Annotated in this window: 18 protein-coding genes; 6 read left to right on the top strand and 12 right to left on the bottom strand. The window is 37.5% G+C overall.

What is annotated here, in order from left to right; genetic code table 11:
• The 10 genes from tagF to I9192_RS00145 all read right to left on the bottom strand — a co-directional run bounded on the left by tagF (position 1) and on the right by I9192_RS00145 (position 12,717).
• A complete protein-coding gene (gene tagF / locus I9192_RS00190; RefSeq protein WP_004832239.1) occupies positions 1 to 960 on the bottom strand; it encodes a type VI secretion system-associated protein TagF in 960 nt (319 codons plus the stop codon).
• Between the two features lie 34 nt (positions 961 to 994).
• Positions 995 to 4,867, bottom strand: a complete 3,873-nt coding sequence (gene tssM / locus I9192_RS00185) for a type VI secretion system membrane subunit TssM (RefSeq protein ID WP_171067121.1) — start codon at positions 4,865 to 4,867, stop codon at positions 995 to 997.
• Positions 4,868 to 4,904: 37 nt separating this feature from the next.
• Positions 4,905 to 6,290: a hypothetical protein gene (locus I9192_RS00180; protein WP_200150044.1), complete on the bottom strand. Its 1,386-nt coding sequence runs from the start codon at positions 6,288 to 6,290 to the stop codon at positions 4,905 to 4,907.
• The gene (tssG, locus tag I9192_RS00175) at positions 6,291 to 7,283 is read right to left on the bottom strand and encodes a type VI secretion system baseplate subunit TssG (protein ID WP_004832247.1); all 993 of its coding nucleotides are present in this window, start codon (positions 7,281 to 7,283) and stop codon (positions 6,291 to 6,293) included.
• Positions 7,247 to 9,055 (bottom strand): type VI secretion system baseplate subunit TssF, encoded by a 1,809-nt coding sequence (tssF, locus tag I9192_RS00170; protein ID WP_005034780.1) that lies wholly within the window; start codon positions 9,053 to 9,055, stop codon positions 7,247 to 7,249. Before tssF ends, tssG begins: the two co-directional genes overlap by 37 nt.
• A 15-nt stretch (positions 9,056 to 9,070) precedes the next feature.
• Complete coding sequence (gene tssE, locus I9192_RS00165) at positions 9,071 to 9,544, bottom strand: type VI secretion system baseplate subunit TssE (RefSeq protein WP_004832251.1); 474 nt, start codon at positions 9,542 to 9,544, stop codon at positions 9,071 to 9,073.
• 65 nt (positions 9,545 to 9,609) lie between these two features.
• Positions 9,610 to 10,113: an Hcp family type VI secretion system effector gene (locus I9192_RS00160; protein WP_004723558.1), complete on the bottom strand. Its 504-nt coding sequence runs from the start codon at positions 10,111 to 10,113 to the stop codon at positions 9,610 to 9,612.
• A 47-nt stretch (positions 10,114 to 10,160) separates the two neighbouring features.
• Complete coding sequence (gene tssC / locus I9192_RS00155; protein ID WP_004832253.1) at positions 10,161 to 11,642, bottom strand: type VI secretion system contractile sheath large subunit; 1,482 nt, start codon at positions 11,640 to 11,642, stop codon at positions 10,161 to 10,163.
• Positions 11,635 to 12,144, bottom strand: a complete 510-nt coding sequence (gene tssB / locus I9192_RS00150) for a type VI secretion system contractile sheath small subunit (protein WP_004832255.1) — start codon at positions 12,142 to 12,144, stop codon at positions 11,635 to 11,637. The genes tssC and tssB overlap by 8 nt, the downstream gene beginning before the upstream one ends.
• 30 nt (positions 12,145 to 12,174) lie before the next feature.
• Positions 12,175 to 12,717, bottom strand: a complete 543-nt coding sequence (locus tag I9192_RS00145; RefSeq protein ID WP_227549028.1) for a hypothetical protein — start codon at positions 12,715 to 12,717, stop codon at positions 12,175 to 12,177.
• A 475-nt stretch (positions 12,718 to 13,192) separates the two neighbouring features.
• Between I9192_RS00145 and tssH the strand changes: the two genes are divergently transcribed.
• The 6 genes from tssH to I9192_RS00115 are packed head-to-tail and all read left to right on the top strand — an operon-like array spanning position 13,193 to position 20,754.
• The gene (gene tssH, locus I9192_RS00140; RefSeq protein WP_005034785.1) at positions 13,193 to 15,871 is read left to right on the top strand and encodes a type VI secretion system ATPase TssH; all 2,679 of its coding nucleotides are present in this window, start codon (positions 13,193 to 13,195) and stop codon (positions 15,869 to 15,871) included.
• A 17-nt stretch (positions 15,872 to 15,888) separates the two neighbouring features.
• Complete coding sequence (gene tssA, locus I9192_RS00135) at positions 15,889 to 16,998, top strand: type VI secretion system protein TssA (protein WP_005034788.1); 1,110 nt, start codon at positions 15,889 to 15,891, stop codon at positions 16,996 to 16,998.
• 6 nt (positions 16,999 to 17,004) lie between these two features.
• Complete coding sequence (gene tssK / locus I9192_RS00130) at positions 17,005 to 18,369, top strand: type VI secretion system baseplate subunit TssK (protein WP_004832262.1); 1,365 nt, start codon at positions 17,005 to 17,007, stop codon at positions 18,367 to 18,369.
• 12 nt (positions 18,370 to 18,381) lie between these two features.
• Positions 18,382 to 19,185 carry a type IVB secretion system protein IcmH/DotU gene (gene icmH / locus I9192_RS00125; protein ID WP_004832265.1) on the top strand — a complete coding sequence of 268 codons (804 nt, stop codon included), beginning with the start codon at positions 18,382 to 18,384 and terminating at the stop codon, positions 19,183 to 19,185.
• 10 nt (positions 19,186 to 19,195) lie between these two features.
• Complete coding sequence (locus I9192_RS00120; protein ID WP_005034793.1) at positions 19,196 to 19,774, top strand: hypothetical protein; 579 nt, start codon at positions 19,196 to 19,198, stop codon at positions 19,772 to 19,774.
• Positions 19,771 to 20,754 (top strand): M15 family metallopeptidase, encoded by a 984-nt coding sequence (locus I9192_RS00115; protein WP_004832269.1) that lies wholly within the window; start codon positions 19,771 to 19,773, stop codon positions 20,752 to 20,754. The genes I9192_RS00120 and I9192_RS00115 overlap by 4 nt, the downstream gene beginning before the upstream one ends.
• 247 nt (positions 20,755 to 21,001) lie before the next feature.
• Here I9192_RS00115 and I9192_RS00110 read toward each other — a convergent pair whose 3' ends face one another.
• Together I9192_RS00110 and I9192_RS00105 are read right to left on the bottom strand one after the other, a co-directional pair.
• Positions 21,002 to 21,313 (bottom strand): ankyrin repeat domain-containing protein, encoded by a 312-nt coding sequence (locus I9192_RS00110; RefSeq protein WP_005034797.1) that lies wholly within the window; start codon positions 21,311 to 21,313, stop codon positions 21,002 to 21,004.
• Positions 21,314 to 21,390: 77 nt separating this feature from the next.
• A complete protein-coding gene (locus I9192_RS00105) occupies positions 21,391 to 21,810 on the bottom strand; it encodes a hypothetical protein (protein ID WP_200150043.1) in 420 nt (139 codons plus the stop codon).
• Between the last annotated feature and the right edge of the window lie 112 nt (positions 21,811 to 21,922).

Genomic DNA, 21,922 nt, shown 5'->3' with positions numbered 1-21,922 from the left:
TTATTCATCTATAAAGGTTTGCCGAAAAATTTTCATACCTTGCGTTAAACTTAATTGACGCTGGCAGAGCGATTGCTCAAGCGCTGCAAGACCTGCATTCTGTTCAAGATAAGCATCAATCCATAATGGTTGTACCAAAGACACCCAATGATCATTTTGCATATTTTGAGTAAAAATATTACTTAATGCAGTAATGTCAGCACCTTGGAATCCAAACAATAAAATCGGTGACTCTTGGTGCAAAATACCGATCAAAATCTCTGTATTGTTTTTTTCCAAGAAACGTCCAATTAAATTGACCCAAAATGCAGCAATTTCATAGCAATAACTTTGGTTATTGATGGGTAAAATTAATACTTTTGATAATTTACTGGTGCCATGTTTCAGTACAGGTTGCAGCAATAAACCCAAGCCCAGCATACTTTGCGCCAATTCATAAGGCGTGATCTTCATCATTTGCGCAAATGAATGCATTGTATGATGTTCGAAGAAGTCTTGTGTTTTTAGCTCAGACAGTACCTGAACCTCGCGATCAATCAAACCGAGTTTATTCACCAATAACTCAGGATCAGTTATGGTTCTAAACATGCGATTCTTTTGAAAAAGATCAATCAGTACAGGTTTATATTTAAACGGCGCATACAATAAGTTTTGAAAAGGATTTTCAATTTCCAATAATTGGCTCAAAACCATTGGAAACTGGCGCCCTGAACTGTCTTCACTGGTCACCATATTGGCGGCAAGAAACATTTTTTCTTTCGGATTGGCAATAAAGAAATCTAATGGTGCTAAAGATTGATAGGCTTCATTAAAATTTTCTTCCCGCATCGCCATTTCTAGTGCTTCAGTAATCCATTGATCAATCACTTGGATCAATGCATATTGCCCTTTGGTTTTTAAAAAGTCACCGCGCGCAGGGCATTTTCCATAATACAATGGTGTAGACTTTAATGTTTGCATACTTTCATCCCTCGCACTAAATCGTTCCCTAAGATCATTGAGCTCCCCCATTTGTTGCAGGCTGCGGTGCTGCATTTGCTGCAGGCGCCTGCGGTTTAGGCGCTGCTGCCGATGATGCTGCGCCACCAAATGGCGATGAAGCTTGTGGATTAGATGCTGTTGCAGGTGCTTGCTGTGCTGCAACCACCAATGCCGCTTTAGGGCTAGTGACTCGATCTACCAGTTTTAAGCCCACATAACCACGATTTGAACCAATTGGGTTAGAAGCATTACCACTAATCAAACGGAACTGAAGTTTCACAAACAAATCACTGTTTTGTTTGCTGGTCCATGTCATTTCAAAACTACCATTGAGTGGCTTACGTTGTGCACTGTCAATTAATTTGTTGATACCATACTCGCCTGGTTCTTCAAAGATCGTATGAGTTTGACCATCTAAATCAATTGCTGTGATGCGCGCACCCGGAATTGCTCCAGGATTTGGCCACATAAAGTTCACCCATTGTTGAATACCATTTTCATAAACTAAACGCTGTCCATCAATATCAATGCTATAAGACAACAATTTGTTATTTGGAATTGGATAGAACTGGAAGTTTGATTGGTTGGCTGCTGGGGCACCACCGCCTGCCGCACCAGCTGATGCACCATTGATCGGTGTAGTATATTGCTCAAAATTCATCACAAATTCTGGGTTCAGCCCCACACCCATATTCTTCCAAGTTTTTGAAGATAAGGTATAACCACGACGAATCACGAATGGGTCTAGCGTCTCTTTAACAAACTTGGAAATACTTCCGTTGTCACCAAAAATTTGGCTAATTTCATTACTGGTCGCTTGAATTGTTCCTGATGAATTAAACGGAACTTTTTGCGAAAGTGTTTGACTAAATGGTTGGTACGCTTGTAAGGTCCAAAGTTTGTTGATCTCATCTTGTGCTGGGGTCAATAAGCTATCGAACGATTGCGTCAGTGGGCTAACCAAAAGCTTTTGAACCATTTGCTGATCTAGCTCGCCCAAGCCTACTGTGAGTTTTTCATCGACAACTTTTTGGGTCGCATTAAAGACTGAACTTTGATCATTGATTGTTTGTTTCGCTAAAGCCAAAGCACTTGGACCAAAATCACCCGCGCTACGAAGGTCATTCAGTTTACTTCTCACTTGAGCCATGTTCTGTAAATAGTCGTCGAGCAAGGATTTGTCTTGTAAATCATCACGCTTACGTACCAATTGATAGAACACTTGGAACTGTTGAGAAATTTGTCCTTGTGTCTGGTTAGACGCGCGTTGGATTTCATCCGATTTACCCTGACCGAGTACTTTACGTTTGAACCAAGCAACAAAACCTGTTTGTGGTGCGGCAAGCTCTGCTTGAACCACAGGGTTATCCCAGCTGGTTTCTTTCGCGACACGATCAATATAAGTTCGGATTGGAGAGTTTTGTGGTTCACCCAACACATCCATGATCTTCGCTTGCTGAACAAAATCAGGACCTTTTGCATAATGGGTAGCGTTAATAAACTTTTTCCATTCTGCAATATATTCTTGTTTATACAGTTGCGTCAGCTGTTTACGAATTTGATCTGGACTGCCACTAAATGTTAAATCGTCAGACTGAGTACTATTCAATACCCAATCTTTGGTATCTGTTGGTTTGTTTGCAGCTTCTTCAATGGCTTTGTCAACATATTCATCCCAAGCTTTCTGGGTGAATATTCCTGGTAAAGCATAACCACCCAACATCACGTTACGATTGGTTTCACCCACAATTTGTGCCACAGTGACAGCAGGATAACGTACGGCTGCACGCATTTTGATTTCGTTATAAACACGATCACGTGCTGGCATTCCTCGAACCACTGAGAGCAATACTTGACGAGTTTGATCCACGAGCTGAGCATCTGACTCTAAAACTGGGAACTTTTTATCATTGGCTAATGTCATTGAATAGCTCAAGATTTTTTCAGCTTTTTGAATCATTTCTCCACGCGGCATTTGTCCACGGTTGGCATCTAACCACGAACGCCAGAAGCGGGTAACTTGATCACTTAAATGACTTGCGTCCATATATTGTGGATTACTCATCATAAGATAAGCTTTCAATGCATTATAAGCATCTTGCGGATTTGTGTCTGAAGGCTCTGATGCAATCTGTGTAGAAGAGGTTTGTTTAATTTCCACATTAACATGATTTTGCTTGAGTGTTTGCTCATTGCCTTTAACACGTTGCAAATACTGCGCAATGTTTTGCTGACTCGGCGCTAAGACAATCTGTCTCACCCCTTTTAAATACTCCGCTTTTAATTTTTCTTTTAACTCATTGCCTTGATATAAACCAAACGAGAATTTTAAAGGGCGATGCTGATCAAAGTCATCTAGCTGCTCTAACCGTTGTTGCAAAATCAGTAAAGCATCAATTTGGGTTGAAAGCTCTTGACCTGTGGTTTGTTCCATTTGAACAACTTTATTGAGATCTGCTTGTACATCTGCAATTAATTGCTGGTTATTTCGATAAGACCAAACCCATAAGCCTAAAATAATCGACACACCCAATAATGATGCGATAAATGCCAAGTAGCGCTTACGTTTTGTATTTGGATTAATATGTTGTTTAACTAAATTCTTATCTTTCAGAATAACTTCTGAGAATAAACCCTTTAAGAAATAACCATGATTCTGAGAGATTGAATTTTGTGGAATACCATGTTCACTGTTGGGGATCTTAGCCAGTTGAAAATCATCAACGATTTGTTCTGTCATTGGACTTTCAATCACACCCTCTTGTAAAGCACTGGTGAAATAGAAACCACGGAATACAGGTTTAAACTGGTATGGATTTTCTTCAAACAATGTCCCGATAAAAGTTTTTAATACAGGTTTTAACGTCTTAAATTCAAGCGGGAAAGTCATCACACTTGGAGAAATATTTTGTGCATGACGGCGACTTAAATGGGTTGTACTTACGCCTTTTAAGCCATCATATAAAATGTTGTAGTGTTTCTCGAAGTGTTCAGCTGCATTTTGTGATGATTCTGGATCATAAGGTAAAGTCGCACCCCAGACTTGATCAAATTCTGCTGCCTCATAGCATTCAAAAAACTCGGTGAAGCCTGCGATCAAATCCATTTTAGAGAAAACCAGATACACTGGCGCAAAGATCTCTAAGCGTTCAGTTAAGTCTTGGATCCGCGCTCTTAAACTTTTCGCTAATTTAATTGATTTTTCAGGGCTTTGACTGACCAATTCAGCCACACTTACAATCACAATCAATCCATTGATCGGTGCTTTTGAGCGATTCTTTTTCAGAATATTTAAAAAACCTAACCATTCTGAATGATCTTCTGAATATACAGAATAGCGCCCTGCGGTATCGAGCAACACTCCTTCTGTAGAGAAGAACCAATCACAGTTTCGCGTACCACTGAGCCCTGAAGACACCACTTTTTGATGGGTTTCTTCGAATGGGAATTTCAAACCAGAATGATAAATTGCTGAACTTTTCCCCGCGGCAGGGTTACCAATCACCATATACCACGGTAATTCATAAAGGGCAGCGTTTCCGCTTTTGTCACCCAATTTAGATTTACGAATCAATTGGATCGATTCTTTCATCTGTTGGTTGATCAGGTTTAATTCTTCTTTGTCTTTTTGTTTTCCGTATTCAGCTGTGTTGTCTTGCTCAATGGCTTCAGCCAAAGCTTCACCTTGTTCAGCATGCTTACGGCGTTGAATCAACCAGTAAATTCCGTAAATCACCAACCCAAGGATATAGGCAGCGAGCATCATAAAGAAATACTGACGTGGTACCACACTGTACGAAGAAATTATCGCAACAAGGATTGAAAGCGCAATCACAAGCTTTGGATTTGTGATGTATTGCCATGCATAGCTTAAAATTGTTTGTATCATTTTCTCGATTTCTTTCTAAATTTGTCTGTAATCTCTATGCAAACTCAGTCCCAACAATTACTTGGGTTTGCTGATGTTCAGCACTATAAACATAGCCATACAACTCATCTTTAAGGTGCAGACCCAACATAAAACCAAAAACTTTGGCTAATGATTGGGTATGACCTAAACTACTTTTACAATAAAGATAGTGATGTGCTTCAATCGGTGTTTCTGCAAAATTCTGTTCTAATCTTTTTAACAGTTTGACCTCTTTAGGATCATCTAAAACCAAAACAAAAGGTTGTTCTTGTTCAAATTGTTCTACTTGAGCCAAATTCAACTCTTTTAAGGACCTAGATGCCTGATCAGAATTTAGTGCAATTCGAATATACTTTGTTGGCTGTAAATTTTGCAATTCAACCTTTTCATTGGTCATACAACAGGTACTGATATATTCAGAAGGAATATATTTTTCTGTCATCCATGTTCGATCATCAATGGTTTCTTGATCAATTTCAGAATCAACTACAATAAATAACGAAACTTCTGCATCTAATGATTGTGTTCTTTTCAGCAATTTCATCCAATCATGATATGCCGTTGTTTCCCCCCAGTAATGATATTCAGTATGAAACTGCTGATCAATGATACCAAGCTCTGTAAAATACTGTTGAATCAATTCTGCACCTGAGTTTTCATCCCATGTGTGAAATAAATTTTCAGGCAAAATAAGATGAATATTGAAGCGATTCAATTGTGGTACAGCTTCTGCAACCTGTTGTTCTACAGGTTCATCTTCATATTCTTGATGCGGGTTAATCCAGGCAGGATGCATACGATATTCATGTGCAAGTTTAGCATCATAGAACAGTGCTGAATTCTTTAAATGCTCCGCAATTTGGTGAAGCATGTCGGTATTCTGTTCAAGCTGTTGCTGAATTAAGGCTGTGATCCGTTTCTGACGACCCGATAAACTTGATGAATCTTCTTCTTGTTCTTCAAGTGTTTGTATACGCAATGATAAGATGGGTAAACCATAACTATTGATGAGTGCTTGATCAAGTTGGGGGCTGACCACATCTTGCAGCTGCTCAATATGAACTTCATTTTCACCCATTGCACTTAAACTGGTTGTTGAATAGACCTTTAAATTTACCCATTCAATTTCTGCATCTGGCGTTTCAACGATATTTTGCTGTTCTGAGCGTTGCTCTTGTTCAAGTTTTTGCTGCTCTTTCTTGTCTTGACGACTTTGATAGAACTTCTTCAGCAACATCGGTGTCACAAGCAACAATGTAATTGCAGCAGGGATTAGTCCAAAGAAAATGACAAAATCCTGTCCACTTGGATTGTATTTAATATCACGCCAATAAAATACGACAATTGCTGAGACCAGTAAAATGACACTGATCAATGTTGCTAAAATTATTTTAATCATTTATGAAGCTCCAATCAGCGCATAACAGGTTTCATCATTATCACTTTGCATCTTCGGCATCACAAAAGCACCTTGTGCCAAACCGACTTGTGCTGTTGAACTCAACTGCAAAGGCTGAACTTCTTCTTTAGCAAGCACCAACCGCAAATCAACCAATAAGGTTGGACTACACCAACTCTGAAGTATTTTTTTTAATTTTTTACTTAACTTCTTCTTCGGTAAAAACTCTAAATATTGAGCATGAGTTAATGGACCAATTTGAATTTCTATTTTTCCATCTATTTGTCGAATAGTTTCCCCACAAAAAGTATTTACCCCCAAAAGAAAGGGTTGTTTGCCCCCTAATTTGGTTCTCTGCTCATCGCCTAGCTTAAACTTCTCAGTAATATATTCTTTGACTTCAACAGGATGATTAAAGACACAGGTCAACATCGTTTTCAACGCATGTGCAGTATTGTTTTGTCCCTGCATCAATCCTGAAAACTCAGCAAAATAATCGTCTAAATCATCTTGCTGATGCTGTGTTCGAATATATCCATTTAACGCATGTAAAATTTCTAAGTAATTATTTTCTTTTTCAATTTCATAACGTACAGGCAGGTTATAACTCAGACTTGCATCGACAAATTGGGCTGTAAGTTTATGGTTAAATAGCCCTAAGAACTTTTGTACCTCGACACGTTGTTTACGAGGTGCTTGCTTGACTTTATTGGTATAGGTATAAGGCATTGCACCCTGCATACCCGTTAAACCTACTACCAAATTGGTCATATGGATCTTATCCTCAACTTGTTCTAAGGATTCAATCTCATGCTTGGGGAAATTTAGATTTAGTGAACTTTCAAAAAGAAAATCATCTGACCAACTTTTTAAAGTGGTGATGGTGGGTGCATGTCTAAATAATCGGGTTGACTGCACAAATTCAAAAGCTGTAGGGGTTTTGAAAAGCTCGTCAACTACAGAAGCTTCTTGCCACCAACGTTCTGTACGCATTGGTATAACTCCTGTTTTGTATTTAAATCTCTCACAAAAACATCAACAAAGCTGTTCATTTGTACTTTTAAATTGAAAATATGACTAATCAATTCACTGAAAATATAGAGACTATGTCCACGGAAAACTTGAACATCCACATCCATCAATACCTTAACGCCACGTACAAACATCGGGAAAGGTTTTGCTTCAACAAGTTTATGGGTAATTTCAAATTCGATCTGTTTAATCGCATCAATAATCAAATGATTTTCTTTCGATTTTGGTAAGTTATAAAGTTCAAGTAACTCTTTGATATGACTGACGGCATCCCCTTTCATTAACGCCAGCGTATTTAAAGAAAGATGTGAAATAATCCGCCATTGTTCATTTTTATTCATTTCAAATTGATAAGGCTCAGTTGGTCTTTTTAATATCAAAGCACGGCGAGCAACTGTACTGTCATTCAAATTCAAAACATTATTCGATTGACCTAAAGCTTCATACGGCAATTCACGGTTTGAACAAAGTAATCTGCAACTGACAAAATCCGACTTAATACTCTGAGGCTCGAGTTGTTTTGAAATAATTGAATAGCCTGTTTCCACATATTGATTTTGTAAAACAGTCGGATTTAAGGCATAAAAAAACTGAATATCTTCACCATGATAATGACTCATTGCGAAGAAAGGTAAAATAGGATAAACCACTTGATCCTGATTACTTTTTTCACGAATCAAATTCATTTCAAGTATTGAATACACTTGATAAAATTCAGGATGGTGCGCATCTGTGATGAGAGGGTATTCTAAGTTTTTATGATTGATTTTTTGCGGTTCAGCCTGTTTTTCAAATAGGTTGACCACTGGGCTGGTAAATAATTTAAAATTCGCCACATTCAATTCTGAATAATTTCGAATAATGGCTTGATCGTTTAAATTCAGCTTCAAATGAATTTGAATTTCAAAAGTTAAATTTTCATCTTTTAATAATTTTAAAAAATCTAAATTTACATTCAGATAACTAAATTTTTCTGGAAAACAAAAGTATTCGATCAACAAACGATAGGCATGATGAGTATGTTGATCTATAGGTAATAGACTTTCATCTTCACGGAATCCCATCACTTCAAAAGGATTATTTATTGCTGTAACTTTTTTATTGATACGCAGACTAAAGCTGGTATCCTGATGAAAAATATGATCTAAAACTTGCAATGGAAAGTTAGAAATCGCATCTAAATAAATAGGAAGCTTTTCATTTTTCAACCAATTTTTACATGGATTTAATAGCTCAAATTTTAAACTAAGTGTCGCATTTTGATTCAAATGAATATGCGCACTTGGCGTGGTTTGAAAACTTAAACTTTCCAGCTGGATGGGAAGTAGTTTCACTTCAGTGCTGGTATTAAATTCGCATTGGACTCCTTTAAAACTTCTTGATTTTAAAGTTGTTCCTTTAGGAATAATATGAACATCTGTTAATTGTTTTTGTTTATTTAAATCTTCAAAGCTCACCACAGAACAGGCAGGAAAATGTCGCAAATACTGCGGGAACATCACTTCAAATAATGAGCGAGTAAATATGTCATAACTATCGGCTAATTTTTTATCAATACGTGCTGCAATTAAAGAAAAAGCCTGAATCAGGCGCTCAATATGAGGATCATCAATTTGTTCTTGGTTTAAAGATAATCTTTGCGCAATTTTAGGATATTTATCTGCAAATGCACGTGACTGCTGACCAAATTCTTGTAGTTGCTTTTCATAATACGGTAAAAGTTCTTCTATCACGACATACCTACATTTTTAAGATCTGGCAGAGATTACATATTGCTGTGTTGTTGGCTTGAGTAAGGCATCAAAAATTACAGGTTCATAAAGCGGATGAATATTTAAATAGGCTTGAATGCTTAAGCATAAAGAACCAACATTCTGATCATCTAGCTGCATTTCTACTTTAATCTGTTTTAATCGTGGTTCATGTGCAGCGATCGACTGCTCAATGGACTGGCAAATAACATCTCGATCTGTGGGATTTGCAGTTGAAAGCCCGACAAAATCAATAATTCCAAACTGTACAATCGATTTTTTGGCTAAAGCATAATCATCAATATCCACATCTAGTTTAGCGATTCGGGTATTTAACAAATCTTCCAAATCATGAGCAACAGACTCTCTTAGCTCGTGTATGGAAAGCCCTTTTACATAATCATCTTCAACAATCAAACGATCAAAGAGTGTAGACCGAAACCCATAGGGATAAAGTTGATCTAAGTTCATAACTGATATTCTAATGATATGAAACAGATAGGGACTGTGCAGTCCCTATCTGTCTCGACCAACAATTAAGCAGCGTAAGATGCTGTATTGTTAGAAAGAGACCATTTCTTAGTAACGGCACCTTTAGCAGAACCGTTAATATCTTGTTGATTATAAGTCCACTCAACTGCAGCATATTTCAAACCAAATGCTTCAGTTGGAACACCTTCTTCATTTACAGTAGGTGTTACACTTGAAACAAGAACATGCTTCAATTTGATTTGGAGGTACTTGATACGTTTGTCACCGTTTGCACGGTAAAAATCAATTTGAACTTCGTCAAAAGTATAACCAGCAGAACAAGCTTCCCAAAGTTTTGGACTAGTCGCATCCAAATCTTTAACGAAAAGCATGTCTGAATGTTCTACACGTTCAGCAGTATGACCACCAACGCTTGAAGAAGTAGCAGATTTTGGTTGACGGATGTTGTGAGACCAAGAATTAACTTCTAGCCAGTTCTTGTGCTCAGAATCACGTGACTCACCATCAACTTTGTACTTGCCTTGAAATTGAACGTATATGTCTTTCATTAGATTTACCCTTATTTTTTAAAGTTATTATTTAGCCACGCTCTATTTTAATTCGAGGACTGAGGTAACTCAGTGACAAGTCGCAGAGAAACTGACAACTCATCTAGCTGGAAATGCGGTCTTAAAAAGACCACAGACTTGTAGTGCCCTGGCTCTGCAGGATTCTCTACAACTTTTACAGAAGCTTCACGCAGTGGATACTGTGCTTTTGCTTCTTGAGACGCGCCATCATCAAGCAATACATATTGTGATAGCCATTCATTTAAAAATGCTTCTACGTTTCCAGCCGATGCAAAACTTCCGACTTTATCTCGCATCATTGCTTTTAGATAATGTGCAATTCGAGAAACTGCCATGATGTATTGGATTTGGCTAGAAAGTGATGAGTTTGCATTCGCAGTATCACTGTCATATTTTTTCGGCTTCTGCGTAGACTGTGCACCAAAGAATGCTGCATAGTCTGTATTCTTACAATGCACCAGTGGAATAAAGCCCAAATCACTTAATTCTTTTTCACGACGATCAGTGATAGCAATTTCTGTTGGGCATTTAAATACCACTTCACCATCATTGGTTTTAAAGGTATGCACTGGTAAGCCTTCGACCATACCGCCACCTTCTACACCACGAATAGCCGCACACCAGCCATGCAAGTCAAAGGCATTGGTCAAACGTGTACCGAACGCATAAGCTGCATTCATCCATAAATATTCATCGTGATTTTGACCTGAAACTTCTTCAACGAAGTTAAAGCCTTCAGTTGCCCATCCCTCTTTAGGATCATAAGGCAAGCGTCCTAAAACACGTGGCATGGTCAATGCAACATAACGCGCATCATCGCTTTCACGGAATGAACGCCATTGCACATATTCAGCTGTTTCAAACACTTTTGAAACATCACGCGGACGATCAATATCAGTGAATGATTCAAGACCTAACATATTGCTGCTTGCAGCAGAAATGAATGGTGCATGTGATGCTGCTGCAACATGTGAAATTTGTTCTAACAAATACATATCTGATGGTGTACGATCGAACTCAAAGTCACCAATCAAAGTAGCATAAGGTGCGCCACCAAATGAACCATATTCTTCTTCATACACTTTTTTAAACAATGTACTTTGATCGAAATCTGTTGCACCTTGGAAGTCTTTGATCAACTCTTTTTTCGTCGTGTTTAACATACGAATTTTGATCAACGGATTAGACGGTGACTCTTGGCAAAAATAGTACAAACCACGCCAAGTCGATTCAATTTTTTGAAACTGCTCGTTGTGCATGATTTTGCTAAGTTGTGTCGAAATAAGTGCATCAATTTCAGCAATACGCTTATCAATAGACAAAGACATGTTTTCAGAAACAGTAATTGTTCCTGCCATGACTTCTTTCGCCAATTCGCTAATTAAGCTTTTCGCACGATCATGTTCTTCGTCATTACGTGCAATTCGGCTACGCTCCACAATAGAATCAAGTAAACTTACTTCTTCTACAGCTGTATCTTGTACAGTATTGGTTTGTAAATTACTCATTTTCTGGACCCGCCTCAGCACTTAATTTACGAATCTGATCCGTATTTTGTAAAACCTCATCAAGCAAGTCTTCCAAACGCTCACTGTTAGAAATCTTATTTCTCAAGTCTGTTAAACGCTCACGCGCTTCAACCAACTTTTTAAGTGGTTCAACTTGCTGTACAACTTGTTCAGGGCGAAAATCTTCCATTGACTTAAATGTTAAATCAACTGACATGCGACCACCTTCTTCAGTCAAAGTATTTTCAACTTGGAAGGCTGCACGTGGAGATAATGATTCCATCACTTCATCAATGTTTTCTAAGTCAACATTGATAAATTTCTTGTCTTTTAACTTGGTTCTTTCTAACTCAGAAGCTGCAGAGAAATCGCCGAGCACACCAACAACAAATGGTAATTCTTTAACTTCCTTGCCATCACCCACTTCAACATCATAAGTCAGCTGAACACGTGGTGGTCTGATTCGCTGTAATTTTTTCTGTACACTTTCACGTTTTGACATTTTTTTTATCCATTAATTTGAGCAAATAAATTATGTTGGGAAATTCGGTCTAGCTGCTGGTGTCGGCTTCGGTTTTGCTGGAGTAGCAGCGGGTTTAGATGATGCAGGCTTAGATGAAGAAGGTGCAGAACGTGTCGGCGAAGTACGGTTCACTTTCTGAGGACGGCTCACTTTCTGAGGGCGAGAACTACGCTCTACACTCGGCGCAGTTTCCTGATTTTTTTCAACCAAAACTGCTGCAGGCATTGCTTGTCGAACAGCATCTGTAAAACTTTTCGCAACTGGATAAGTTTTGGCTTCTGTCAAGTAACGCATTTCACTGGTACGCATCTTGGTTAGCGCATCTGAAGCCAAACCAAGACCAGCAAGGAACTTAACATCAGTCAACTCATTGCTTTGAATATTCAAAGTTTCTAAATAACTGACAATTTGAAGCGCTTTTTCATTTTTCCCAAGCTGTTGGAATTTCTCCGCAGCTGAGACCAACAGTTTGTTTTTATAGTCTTTGTTCTTCTTATCACACAATTGCGCATAAATCCCCAGAAGCTCAGGATTCGTCTCGCCTTCAACCATTGGATAGTCTTTGATACATGATCTTTTTAGTTTGATCTCATCGTTTGCGCTAACAAATGTGCTCGCAAATGATGCTCCAAGAACTAAAATGTACGGGATATAATTCTTCAAAATCTAACCTCAATTCACTTGATTCAGTTATTCAATAGATTTACTTTTGATGTTTTATAAATATATATAATTAAAGCAACTTCGTTTAAAATCTTAGAAATAAAACTAAAAAAAACACTTTTAGTCAAGTGAAATTTCGTATCAACATTTTAAACGATTGATAAAAAAAGTTTTTTAAAGCGTTTGGATAATATCAATAATATCTTATCTTCACAAAAGTTTTTTTTTCTGTAAAATATTTCTTGAGATTTTTAAAAAAATATTAAACATTTGATTTTAATATACTAATTTAAATGCCAAATTGATAGGCTAGAAAATTAAAAACTGACTTTGTGCCAAAGTAAAGTTTTTGAGAGAGACAAAAATGACCGATTTAAAAGTTTTGATTAAAAAGTTATCTGCATCTTCACGTACAGCTTTAGAACAATCCGCCAATCTATGTGTAAATCATCAAAATTTTGAAATTGAAATTGAACATTTTTTTGTCAAATTACTTGAGCAGCATGGCAATGATCTTGAAATATTACTAAACAAATGCAAAATTTCAAAAGATGCATTGTTAAGTGATTTGTTAGAATGCATTTCTCAGCTTCCGAAAGGCAATACCCGAACGCCAATCTTTTCAAAATCAATTGTTCGACTTCTGGAACAAGCATGGTTGCTTGCTTCAGCTGAACAAGATTCAGTGATTCGCAGTGGACACTTACTTGTTGCGTTACTTACTGCCTCGGACCTCTATCAAATTGCAATTCGAGCTTCAAGCTTATTTGATCTTTTCCCGATTGATATGATGAAGCATAAATTCTTGGAAATTTGCGTGAACAGTAACGAAAATGTTCCCGTGAATACCACAGAAAAAGAAGCCAAATCTGAAGTAAATTCAGGTGATCATTCAGCCTCACTTAAAAAAACGCCGGCACTGGATCAGTTCACTATTAACCTCACTGAAAAGGCTCAAAAAGGTGGAATAGACCCTGTTATTGGTCGTGAATACGAAATCCGTTTGATGCTGGATATTTTGATGCGTCGTCGTCAAAACAATCCCATCTTAACAGGTGAGCCTGGTGTCGGTAAAACTGCTGTAGTTGAAGGTCTAGCACTTAAAATTTCACAAAACCAAGTTCCCGATGCGCTTAAAAATGTTCAACTGCATTCTTTAGATATGGGCTTGTTACAAGCTGGTGCAAGCGTCAAAGGTGAGTTTGAAAACCGATTAAAACAAGTTATCCAAGAAGTGCAACAATCAGCTCACCCAATTATCCTGTTTATTGATGAAGCTCACACCATGATTGGTGCTGGTGGTCAAGCAGGTCAAAATGATGCAGCAAACTTGTTAAAACCTGCATTGGCGCGTGGTGAATTAAGAACAATTGCAGCAACAACATGGGCGGAATATAAGCAGTATTTTGAAAAAGATGCCGCTTTGAGTCGTCGCTTCCAAGTGGTTAAAGTTGAAGAACCAACCGAAGAAGTGGCTATCGATATGTTACGTGCCATGATTCCTGTGATGGCAAATCACTTTAACTTACGTATTGATGATGAAGCCATTGTTACCGCTGTACATTCATCACACCGTTATATCAGTGGGCGTCAACTCCCAGATAAAGCCATTAGTGTATTAGATACAGCGGCTGCACGAGTTGCACTCACACAAAATGCCCAACCTGTGAAATTGGATCAACTCAAAGCTCAACAACATAATTTAAATTTAGAATTCAATATCATTGAAAATGAGCATAAGCATGAGTCAATTCATGAAGAACGCTTAGCACAACTTAAACGATCTTTAGATACACTTGAGCAAGAAATTCAAGAAACAGAACAACAATGGCAAGCTGAATTGGATTTAATTCAGCAAATCAAAGTATTAGAAAGCGGTACCGATACGGAACAAGCATCACATAAAGATGAAATCCTAAAACTTCGTAACAACTTAGCTGAACTGCAAGGTCAAGAACCTCTGGTTTTTGAACGTGTAAATGCACAAATCATCAATGAAATTATTTCAGATTGGACTGGTATTCCTGTTGGGAAAATGGTCAATGATGAAATTAAACAAATTCTCAGCTTGGAAGAAAAACTCGAACAACGTGTAATGGGACAAGATTATGCATTACATCAGCTGGTTCAAGGGATTAAAACATCGAAAGCACGCTTAGAAGATCCGAATAAACCACAAGGTGTCTTCATGCTAGTTGGTCCAAGTGGTGTCGGTAAAACGGAAACCGCCTTAGCACTTGCCAATGAGCTTTATGGTGGTGAATCGCATTTAATCACCATCAATATGTCTGAATACCAAGAAGCACATACTGTTTCCTCTCTCAAAGGTGCACCTCCAGGGTATGTAGGTTATGGTCAAGGTGGTGTATTAACGGAAGCTGTTAGACGTAATCCTTATAGTGTTGTTTTACTGGACGAGATTGAAAAAGCGCATAGCGATGTTCAAGAATTGTTCTACCAAGTTTTCGACAAAGGAACACTTGAAGACGGTGAAGGTAGAGTTATTGATTTTAAAAATACCACGATTTTGTTGACCTCAAATACAGGTTCAAACGCCATTATGCAGGCATGTTTAAATCAGCCTGTAGAAGAGTGGCCAAGCGCTGAAGAGCTTACCGAGCAACTTAAGCCAAGTTTATATAAGCAATTTAAACCTGCATTTTTGGGTCGTATGCGGATTGTGCCATATTTCCCATTACATGATGATCTTCTGGTCAGAATTATTGAACATAAAATTGGCAAAATTACTGCACGACTCGAAAAACAATACGAAACCAAAGTGACATATAGCGATGATTTGATCGAGTTAATTCTCAGTCGTTGCACAGAGGTGGATAGTGGTGCGCGTAATGTTGACAATATTTTAAATGCTTCTGTCTTACCTGCATTAGCAACAGAAATGCTGGTTGCGCTAGCAGAACAAAAAATTCCTAAATTGATTCATATCGACACCAAAGATGATGAAATTATTTACCTTTTAGATCCACAAGCCAAATCTGCAAAGAAGAAATCGAGTAAGAAGCCAAAGGTTGTGGAAGCTTAAATTCACGAGTATAGAGAATGGATATTAATTTAGATACCTTACTAAAACCTATTTCAGATGAACATCCATGTGGAGAAGATTTATCTTTTTCCAATGAGTTTCATGAAATAAAAAAAGCACGAACACATGATGATCCACTATTAGATCAGGGGGATTGGATCTCTGAACCTAAGCAAGCGGATTGGTCATTTGTTGCTGAAAAATCTGTTCAATTATTAACAGATAAAACTAAGGATATCCGTTTACTGACTTGGCTGACCGAAGCTTGGACAAATCTATATGGTTTTGAAGGTTTAATTAAAGGACTAGAGCTGAGCCATCGCGTCTTAGAGCAATTCTGGTTAAAGCTCCATCCTGAAATTGAAGATGATGATTTAGATCAACGTCTCGGGTTGCTACAAGGCTTCACAACACAATTACCCGGCTTGATCAAGAATGTTCCACTCATCAACATTCAACCATTCTACTCACTTGCCCAATACGAAAAATTTTTACATTTACAAAATGTGCGTCGTAAGCAAGCTGAAGATTCTGACAGTGTGGAAGCATCGCTAGAATTAGACCAATTCAACCAAGCTTTATTCAATACATCTCGGACATTTCAATATCAAAATTATCAGCAATTTCAGGAAATTTTGCAGCATTGGAATATCATTAAACAAGTGCTCGATTCTTTGATGGAGTTGGAAGCGCCAAGTTTTGCCAATGTAGATTCTCAACTTGAAAATATTCAAATGAATCTAAAAAAAATCTATAAAGCAGAATCTTTTGGCAGCAACACCAATACAGCGCCTATGGAAAATACAGATACTCAAGTTCAAATACCAATTGCATCAGCTACAGAGTCCTATGCAGCTCCAGTTGTTCAAACACAAAGTTTTCAGCCACAACCACAAAGTCACTTACAGAACCGTGAACAGGCAATGCGTGTTTTACAAGATATTGCTGATTATTTTCAAACCAATGAACCACATAGCCCTGTAAGTTATATGCTGCAAAAAACCATTAAATGGAGTCAAATGCCTTTACACGAATGGTTAACTCAAGTCATTAAAAATGATAATCCCCTTGATTCTATTCAAGAATTACTGGGCGTCAACCAAAATAATGAATCTTCTGAGTGGTAATCCAATATGTTTAAAGCTGAAAAAGTTCTTTGGGGTGAAGGTTTATTTTTAAGACCACAGCATTTCCAACTACAAGATACCTATCAAGAACAACGTTTAAATCATACCGTTCGTTCTACTATTCCCTATCCTTATGGGATTAAAAATCTTCGTTTTGACGAAACTCAATTGGGTACACATGTACTGGCTTTAGAACACATTGATATGATTTGGCAGGATGGCGAGATTTATCAAGCACCAGCTAAAGATCTTTTGCCACAACCGATCTTATTGGATGAATTGAATTTGCGTGGTGAAATGCTCATTTATTTAGCATTGCCGATCTTACAACCCAATAAGAAAAACATTTCAGATGATCAGGATAAGCAACCTGCGCGCTATCATTCTTATTTGAATGAAACACATGATCTGTTTACAGATGCAACACCTGCTGAAATTACTTTTCTGAGACGTCGTACTGAATTCAAACTTTTTGATATTCAAGCTGATCCGAATCAGGATTTAGATGGCTTTTTGTATTTAGCGATTGGAAAAATCAAACGTCATAGTTCAGGTAATTTTGAAATTGATTCAAAATATATTCCGCCAATTTTACATATTCAGTCGAATGAAACCCTGTTGGCGAATTTGAAACGAACTTTAAATGTTGTTCGTGCCAAAATCAAAATGATTCAAACCAATAACCGTGAAAATGAACAGAAACTGATCGAGTTTAGATCGGGAGATATTGTGTCTTTCTGGTTGGTGAATGCACTCAATACTGCTCATGCAACATTAAACCATCTTTTGCAAAATCCTCAAATTCATCCTGAGAAATTGTTCTTTGAGTTGTTACGTTTAACAGGTTCATTGCTCACCTTCTCTACCGCATATGAAGTTGAGCATTTACCACAATATCAACATCACAACCTGCAAGATAGTTTTACTCAATTAGATAAAATCTTACGTGAACTGTTAGATACGATTATTTCAAGTCGTTATATCAGTATCGCATTGAAAGAAATTCGTCCATCGTATTGGGTAGGCAGTTTAGAAACCGATAAAATTACTAAAGAATCAAGACTTTATATCGCAGTCTCAAGTGGTATGATGCAGACACACGAATTGATTCAAATCGTACCTTTACGTTTCAAAGTTGGTAATACGGTAGATGTAGAACAACGTGTTGTTGCAGCACTTCCTGCAATTCCAATTCATCATTTGGTACAAATTCCAACGGCCATTCCAGTACGATCAGGGGTGAGCTATTTCGAAATTGAGCCACACCACGAGATGTATCAGCGTATGCTTGATTCTGAAACCATTTGTATTTATGTACCAGCAGGTTTCCAAGATATCAGTATTGAGCTGATCGCAGTGATGAACGGTTAAGAGGATGAGCAAATGAGTCAGAACAATAATATCGCCCCTTCACTGTTTGATGATGGACAAATTGGGGCAGGTTCTTTACCTCAACCGACTAAAAATACACAAGCAACCAATTTGGTTGATCTTTTGCACGACGGTTTTTATATCGTCTTTTTATTAAGAAATCAGTACGTTCCTGAAAATGCTGATCGCTTTAAAGAGAAGATTTTAGATTTACTCAATCGCTTCGAACATCAAGCCAAGAAACTACAGTTTTCAGCAGAAGATATTCAAGACGCAAAGTATGCCTATTGCGCTTTACTTGATGAAACGATTGTTACCCAACAAGATCCTTCTTTTTTCAATCTACAAAATCATTGGTTAATCAGCCCATTACAGTTGACCCTGTTCGGTTCACAACTGGCGGGTTATCGTTTTTTTGAGTTTTTAGAGCTGATTCGTGCCCGTGGTAAAGAAAGACTCGCATCACTCGAAGTTTATCATTATTGCTTATTGCTCGGTTTTCAAGGTAAGTATCGTATTGAATCTATTGAGAGTTTGAATCACTTAGTCGCACGAGTCGGTGATGAAATTGATTACTTAAAAGGTAAAAAAGCTGCTTTTTCACCTTTTGCTGCGCTACCTGATCAGATCAAAAATATTATTCATCGAGAATTACCTTTTGTTTGGATTCTAATTTTCCTGTTGTTATTTGCAGTGCTTGCTTTTGCAGGATTAAAAATTATGTTGAATAAGAATGAAGATGCTTCGCTTGCAAAATTTAATAATGTAATTGCAGCGCCAGCAGAACAAGCGCATATCACGATTCTATTGCCTTGACGGTAAAATTATGACACAAGAAAAGCAAACATCTATTCGTATATTACAAAGTAAGCCTGTTAAAAAAACTTGGGGAAAATCATCAATCTTTTTACTTGGCTTATTAACCGGGATCATCCTTTCAGCGATCTTTTTCTTTATTTTTATCAATTTTAACCAGCCTGAAACTTTAACTGACTCAGTTGAAACAACATCCGCTGTACAAGAACAAGATGTACAAGCGCATACTGAAGAAGCTACAAACAATCAACATGATGAAAGCGCTGGTGCTTATAAACAACATATTAATGAGAAAGACTTTAATCAAATTTTCAAACATGAAAATAAGCCTGTACCTCAACCAGTTCCAAAGAGCGGCTCACCATTTGAACAAATGCTCAAACCAGAAGTGAAGCCTGCTCCTGCAGTAGCATCTAAACCACCAGTTGTACCTGCAAAACCTGTAGCCGCTGCAACAGCCAAACCGAAAGTTGAGGCAAAAGCAGCTGAAAAAGAAGCTCCAGCGAAAAAGGAAGAAGTTCAAGAGATCTCTCCTGAAGCGACTGTCAAAATGACCATAGAAAGAAAAGAGATAGAAAACAAACCATGATTTTGTTTGTTGTTATTTGTTTTCTCTTTTTGGTGATTGGTCTTACTTTTTTAATGTCTTATGAGATCAGAAACAAAACTTTAGACTATTTAAAAGCACTGCTACCACAGGGTAAGAAAAAACTAGCATCTGCAAAACATTTCGCAGAGCAAATGAACCAAGCAGCTTCTGCACATCAAACTCAGACCCATTGGCATTTACAACAATGGTGGATTTTGATTGCAGGTTTTTTTCTGCTTTCCAGTATTTTAGTTTTTGCCTTTACTCGACCCATTGACCCGACAAAAGTAGAAGCAGAATACTTAAGACAGACAGATCCACAAATCTATGCATTGCTTAATGGTGAGGTCTTAAGCCCTCCGCCTGCTGTTGATGACAGCTTAATTGATGCCGCAATTGTGCAAGCTCAAATCCTAGAGAGAGAAAATCCACTTCCAAATCATCAATTCCCAAGTGTGAATCCATCAGCGATTGATAACGAAGGAGTTGGGGATCAGAGAAGCAGTTTTGATACGGCAATGGTTGACCGTAAATGGGACAAAATGCATCCAAGTTATAAGCAACGTTTGCTGATGGTCTTTAAAATCATGAAAGAACGTCACGGTTATGAAATGGTTCTTTTAGAAGGTTATCGTAGCCCTGAACGTCAAACACGTTTATCGGGCAATACAGCAACCACTTTAGCCAAAGCCTATCAAAGTTATCATCAATTTGGTTTAGCTGCTGATGTAGCCTTTAAACGTGATGGCAAAGTAGTGATTTCTGAACGTGATCCATGGGCTTGGAAAGGTTATCAACTGTATGGTGTTGTCGCTGAATCAGTAGGTTTAACCTGGGGTGGTCGTTGGACAAGAATTCATGACTATGGTCATACTGAATTCCGAATGCCTGGGCTACGTAAAAACCGTGAATCTGCTGAACGCTTAATTGCAGAAGCACAAGGTAAAGGTCTCATGGCAAATAATATTGAGGTCAATTAATGAAAATTTTATTGTTGTAGGAAATTGCTTACAACAATCACAGCGATTGTCATCTATACGATTAGTGATCAATTTTATATTCTATGGTCATAGGGAACAGGAAGTTTCCCAGACAAAACAACAATAACCAAGTGTCTGAGCATCAGGAACGTGAGATTCGACAGGAGTCAGATCTAACACACCAATACGAAGAAAACCCCATCAGGATGATGGGGTTTTCTTTTTATAGCCATACCATTTTTTTGATTTATAGTTTCTTTAAATATTCGACTATTTCTTTATTATTCGCCATTTCTGCCAGTTCCAAGGCTGTAAATTGTGCTTTATAGTGGACATCAGCACCCTGACTCACTAATAACTTCAAAATGTCTAAATGATTATTTTCGGCTGCGGCTTGTAATGCACTATAACCTTCTTCATCCATTTGATTGGCATCAATCCCTTGTGATAAAAGCTGTTCGACTTGTTCAATATCGCCAAGTGAAGCAGCATACACCAGTTCAGGAAGATAAAGTTCTTCATCATCATTAGGAATGGGAGAGAATGAGTTCAGTTTCATAAAAAGATCCTATTTGACTGAATTATTACCCGCAAAATTTTAAATGACAACATCAAATTTAAATTATTCTGAAAGGATTACCAAAATTTCCACCACTTTTGTGTGTTTAAATTTTGATGTATTTGTGGTGCTGTATTTTGAATTTCTTCGCCCTTTTCATTATATATCTCATCGCCATCACCACGAACACTTGCTTTAAAATACTGTGCAATTTTATACATTTTTACTAGAATTTCACGATCTGGATTTTTCACGCTAATACTATTTTTAGACGGAGAAAAATAAACATTTACCCCCTCTGGATATTTAGAATAGCCCTTCCATATACATAATCCTTCAATTTTAAAACTTAAAACCTCATTTTCAGGACCAATAATTTCAATTTGGTCGTTACGATCCATTTCAGGATCATTTTCTATATATTCTAGCCATTTATCTAATGTAATTTTATTTTGTGGTTCAGAATCAATCTGCTCAATATGAATAGAATATCCCATATGATTTCCCTTAATTTGTAATAATTATTCTTAATAATTTTAATAGAAAGCTTATAAATAGGATAGATGTATTTCCATTTCACATAAAAAAACACCCTCAACATTTTAGTTG

It is taken from the genome of Acinetobacter bereziniae (assembly GCF_016576965.1).
Classification (GTDB): Bacteria; Pseudomonadota; Gammaproteobacteria; order Pseudomonadales; family Moraxellaceae; genus Acinetobacter; species Acinetobacter bereziniae.
This window is presented reverse-complemented; position numbering and strand designations above follow the sequence as displayed.

Bases quoted from the DNA above. Each gene is read 5' to 3' on its own strand.
- I9192_RS00120 (WP_005034793.1), top strand. From the start codon at position 19,196: ATGACACAAGAAAAGCAAACATCTATTCGTATATTACAAAGTAAGCCT.
- tssE (WP_004832251.1), bottom strand. From the start codon at position 9,544: ATGAACTTAGATCAACTTTATCCCTATGGGTTTCGGTCTACACTCTTT.
- tssH (WP_005034785.1), top strand. From the start codon at position 13,193: ATGACCGATTTAAAAGTTTTGATTAAAAAGTTATCTGCATCTTCACGT.
- I9192_RS00115 (WP_004832269.1), top strand. From the start codon at position 19,771: ATGATTTTGTTTGTTGTTATTTGTTTTCTCTTTTTGGTGATTGGTCTT.
- I9192_RS00180 (WP_200150044.1), bottom strand. From the start codon at position 6,290: ATGATTAAAATAATTTTAGCAACATTGATCAGTGTCATTTTACTGGTC.
- tagF (WP_004832239.1), bottom strand. From the start codon at position 960: ATGCAAACATTAAAGTCTACACCATTGTATTATGGAAAATGCCCTGCG.
- tssK (WP_004832262.1), top strand. From the start codon at position 17,005: ATGTTTAAAGCTGAAAAAGTTCTTTGGGGTGAAGGTTTATTTTTAAGA.
- tssG (WP_004832247.1), bottom strand. From the start codon at position 7,283: ATGCGTACAGAACGTTGGTGGCAAGAAGCTTCTGTAGTTGACGAGCTT.
- tssC (WP_004832253.1), bottom strand. From the start codon at position 11,642: ATGAGTAATTTACAAACCAATACTGTACAAGATACAGCTGTAGAAGAA.
- I9192_RS00105 (WP_200150043.1), bottom strand. From the start codon at position 21,810: ATGGGATATTCTATTCATATTGAGCAGATTGATTCTGAACCACAAAAT.
- tssA (WP_005034788.1), top strand. From the start codon at position 15,889: ATGGATATTAATTTAGATACCTTACTAAAACCTATTTCAGATGAACAT.
- icmH (WP_004832265.1), top strand. From the start codon at position 18,382: ATGAGTCAGAACAATAATATCGCCCCTTCACTGTTTGATGATGGACAA.
- I9192_RS00110 (WP_005034797.1), bottom strand. From the start codon at position 21,313: ATGAAACTGAACTCATTCTCTCCCATTCCTAATGATGATGAAGAACTT.
- I9192_RS00160 (WP_004723558.1), bottom strand. From the start codon at position 10,113: ATGAAAGACATATACGTTCAATTTCAAGGCAAGTACAAAGTTGATGGT.
- tssB (WP_004832255.1), bottom strand. From the start codon at position 12,144: ATGTCAAAACGTGAAAGTGTACAGAAAAAATTACAGCGAATCAGACCA.
- I9192_RS00145 (WP_227549028.1), bottom strand. From the start codon at position 12,717: ATGGTTGAAGGCGAGACGAATCCTGAGCTTCTGGGGATTTATGCGCAA.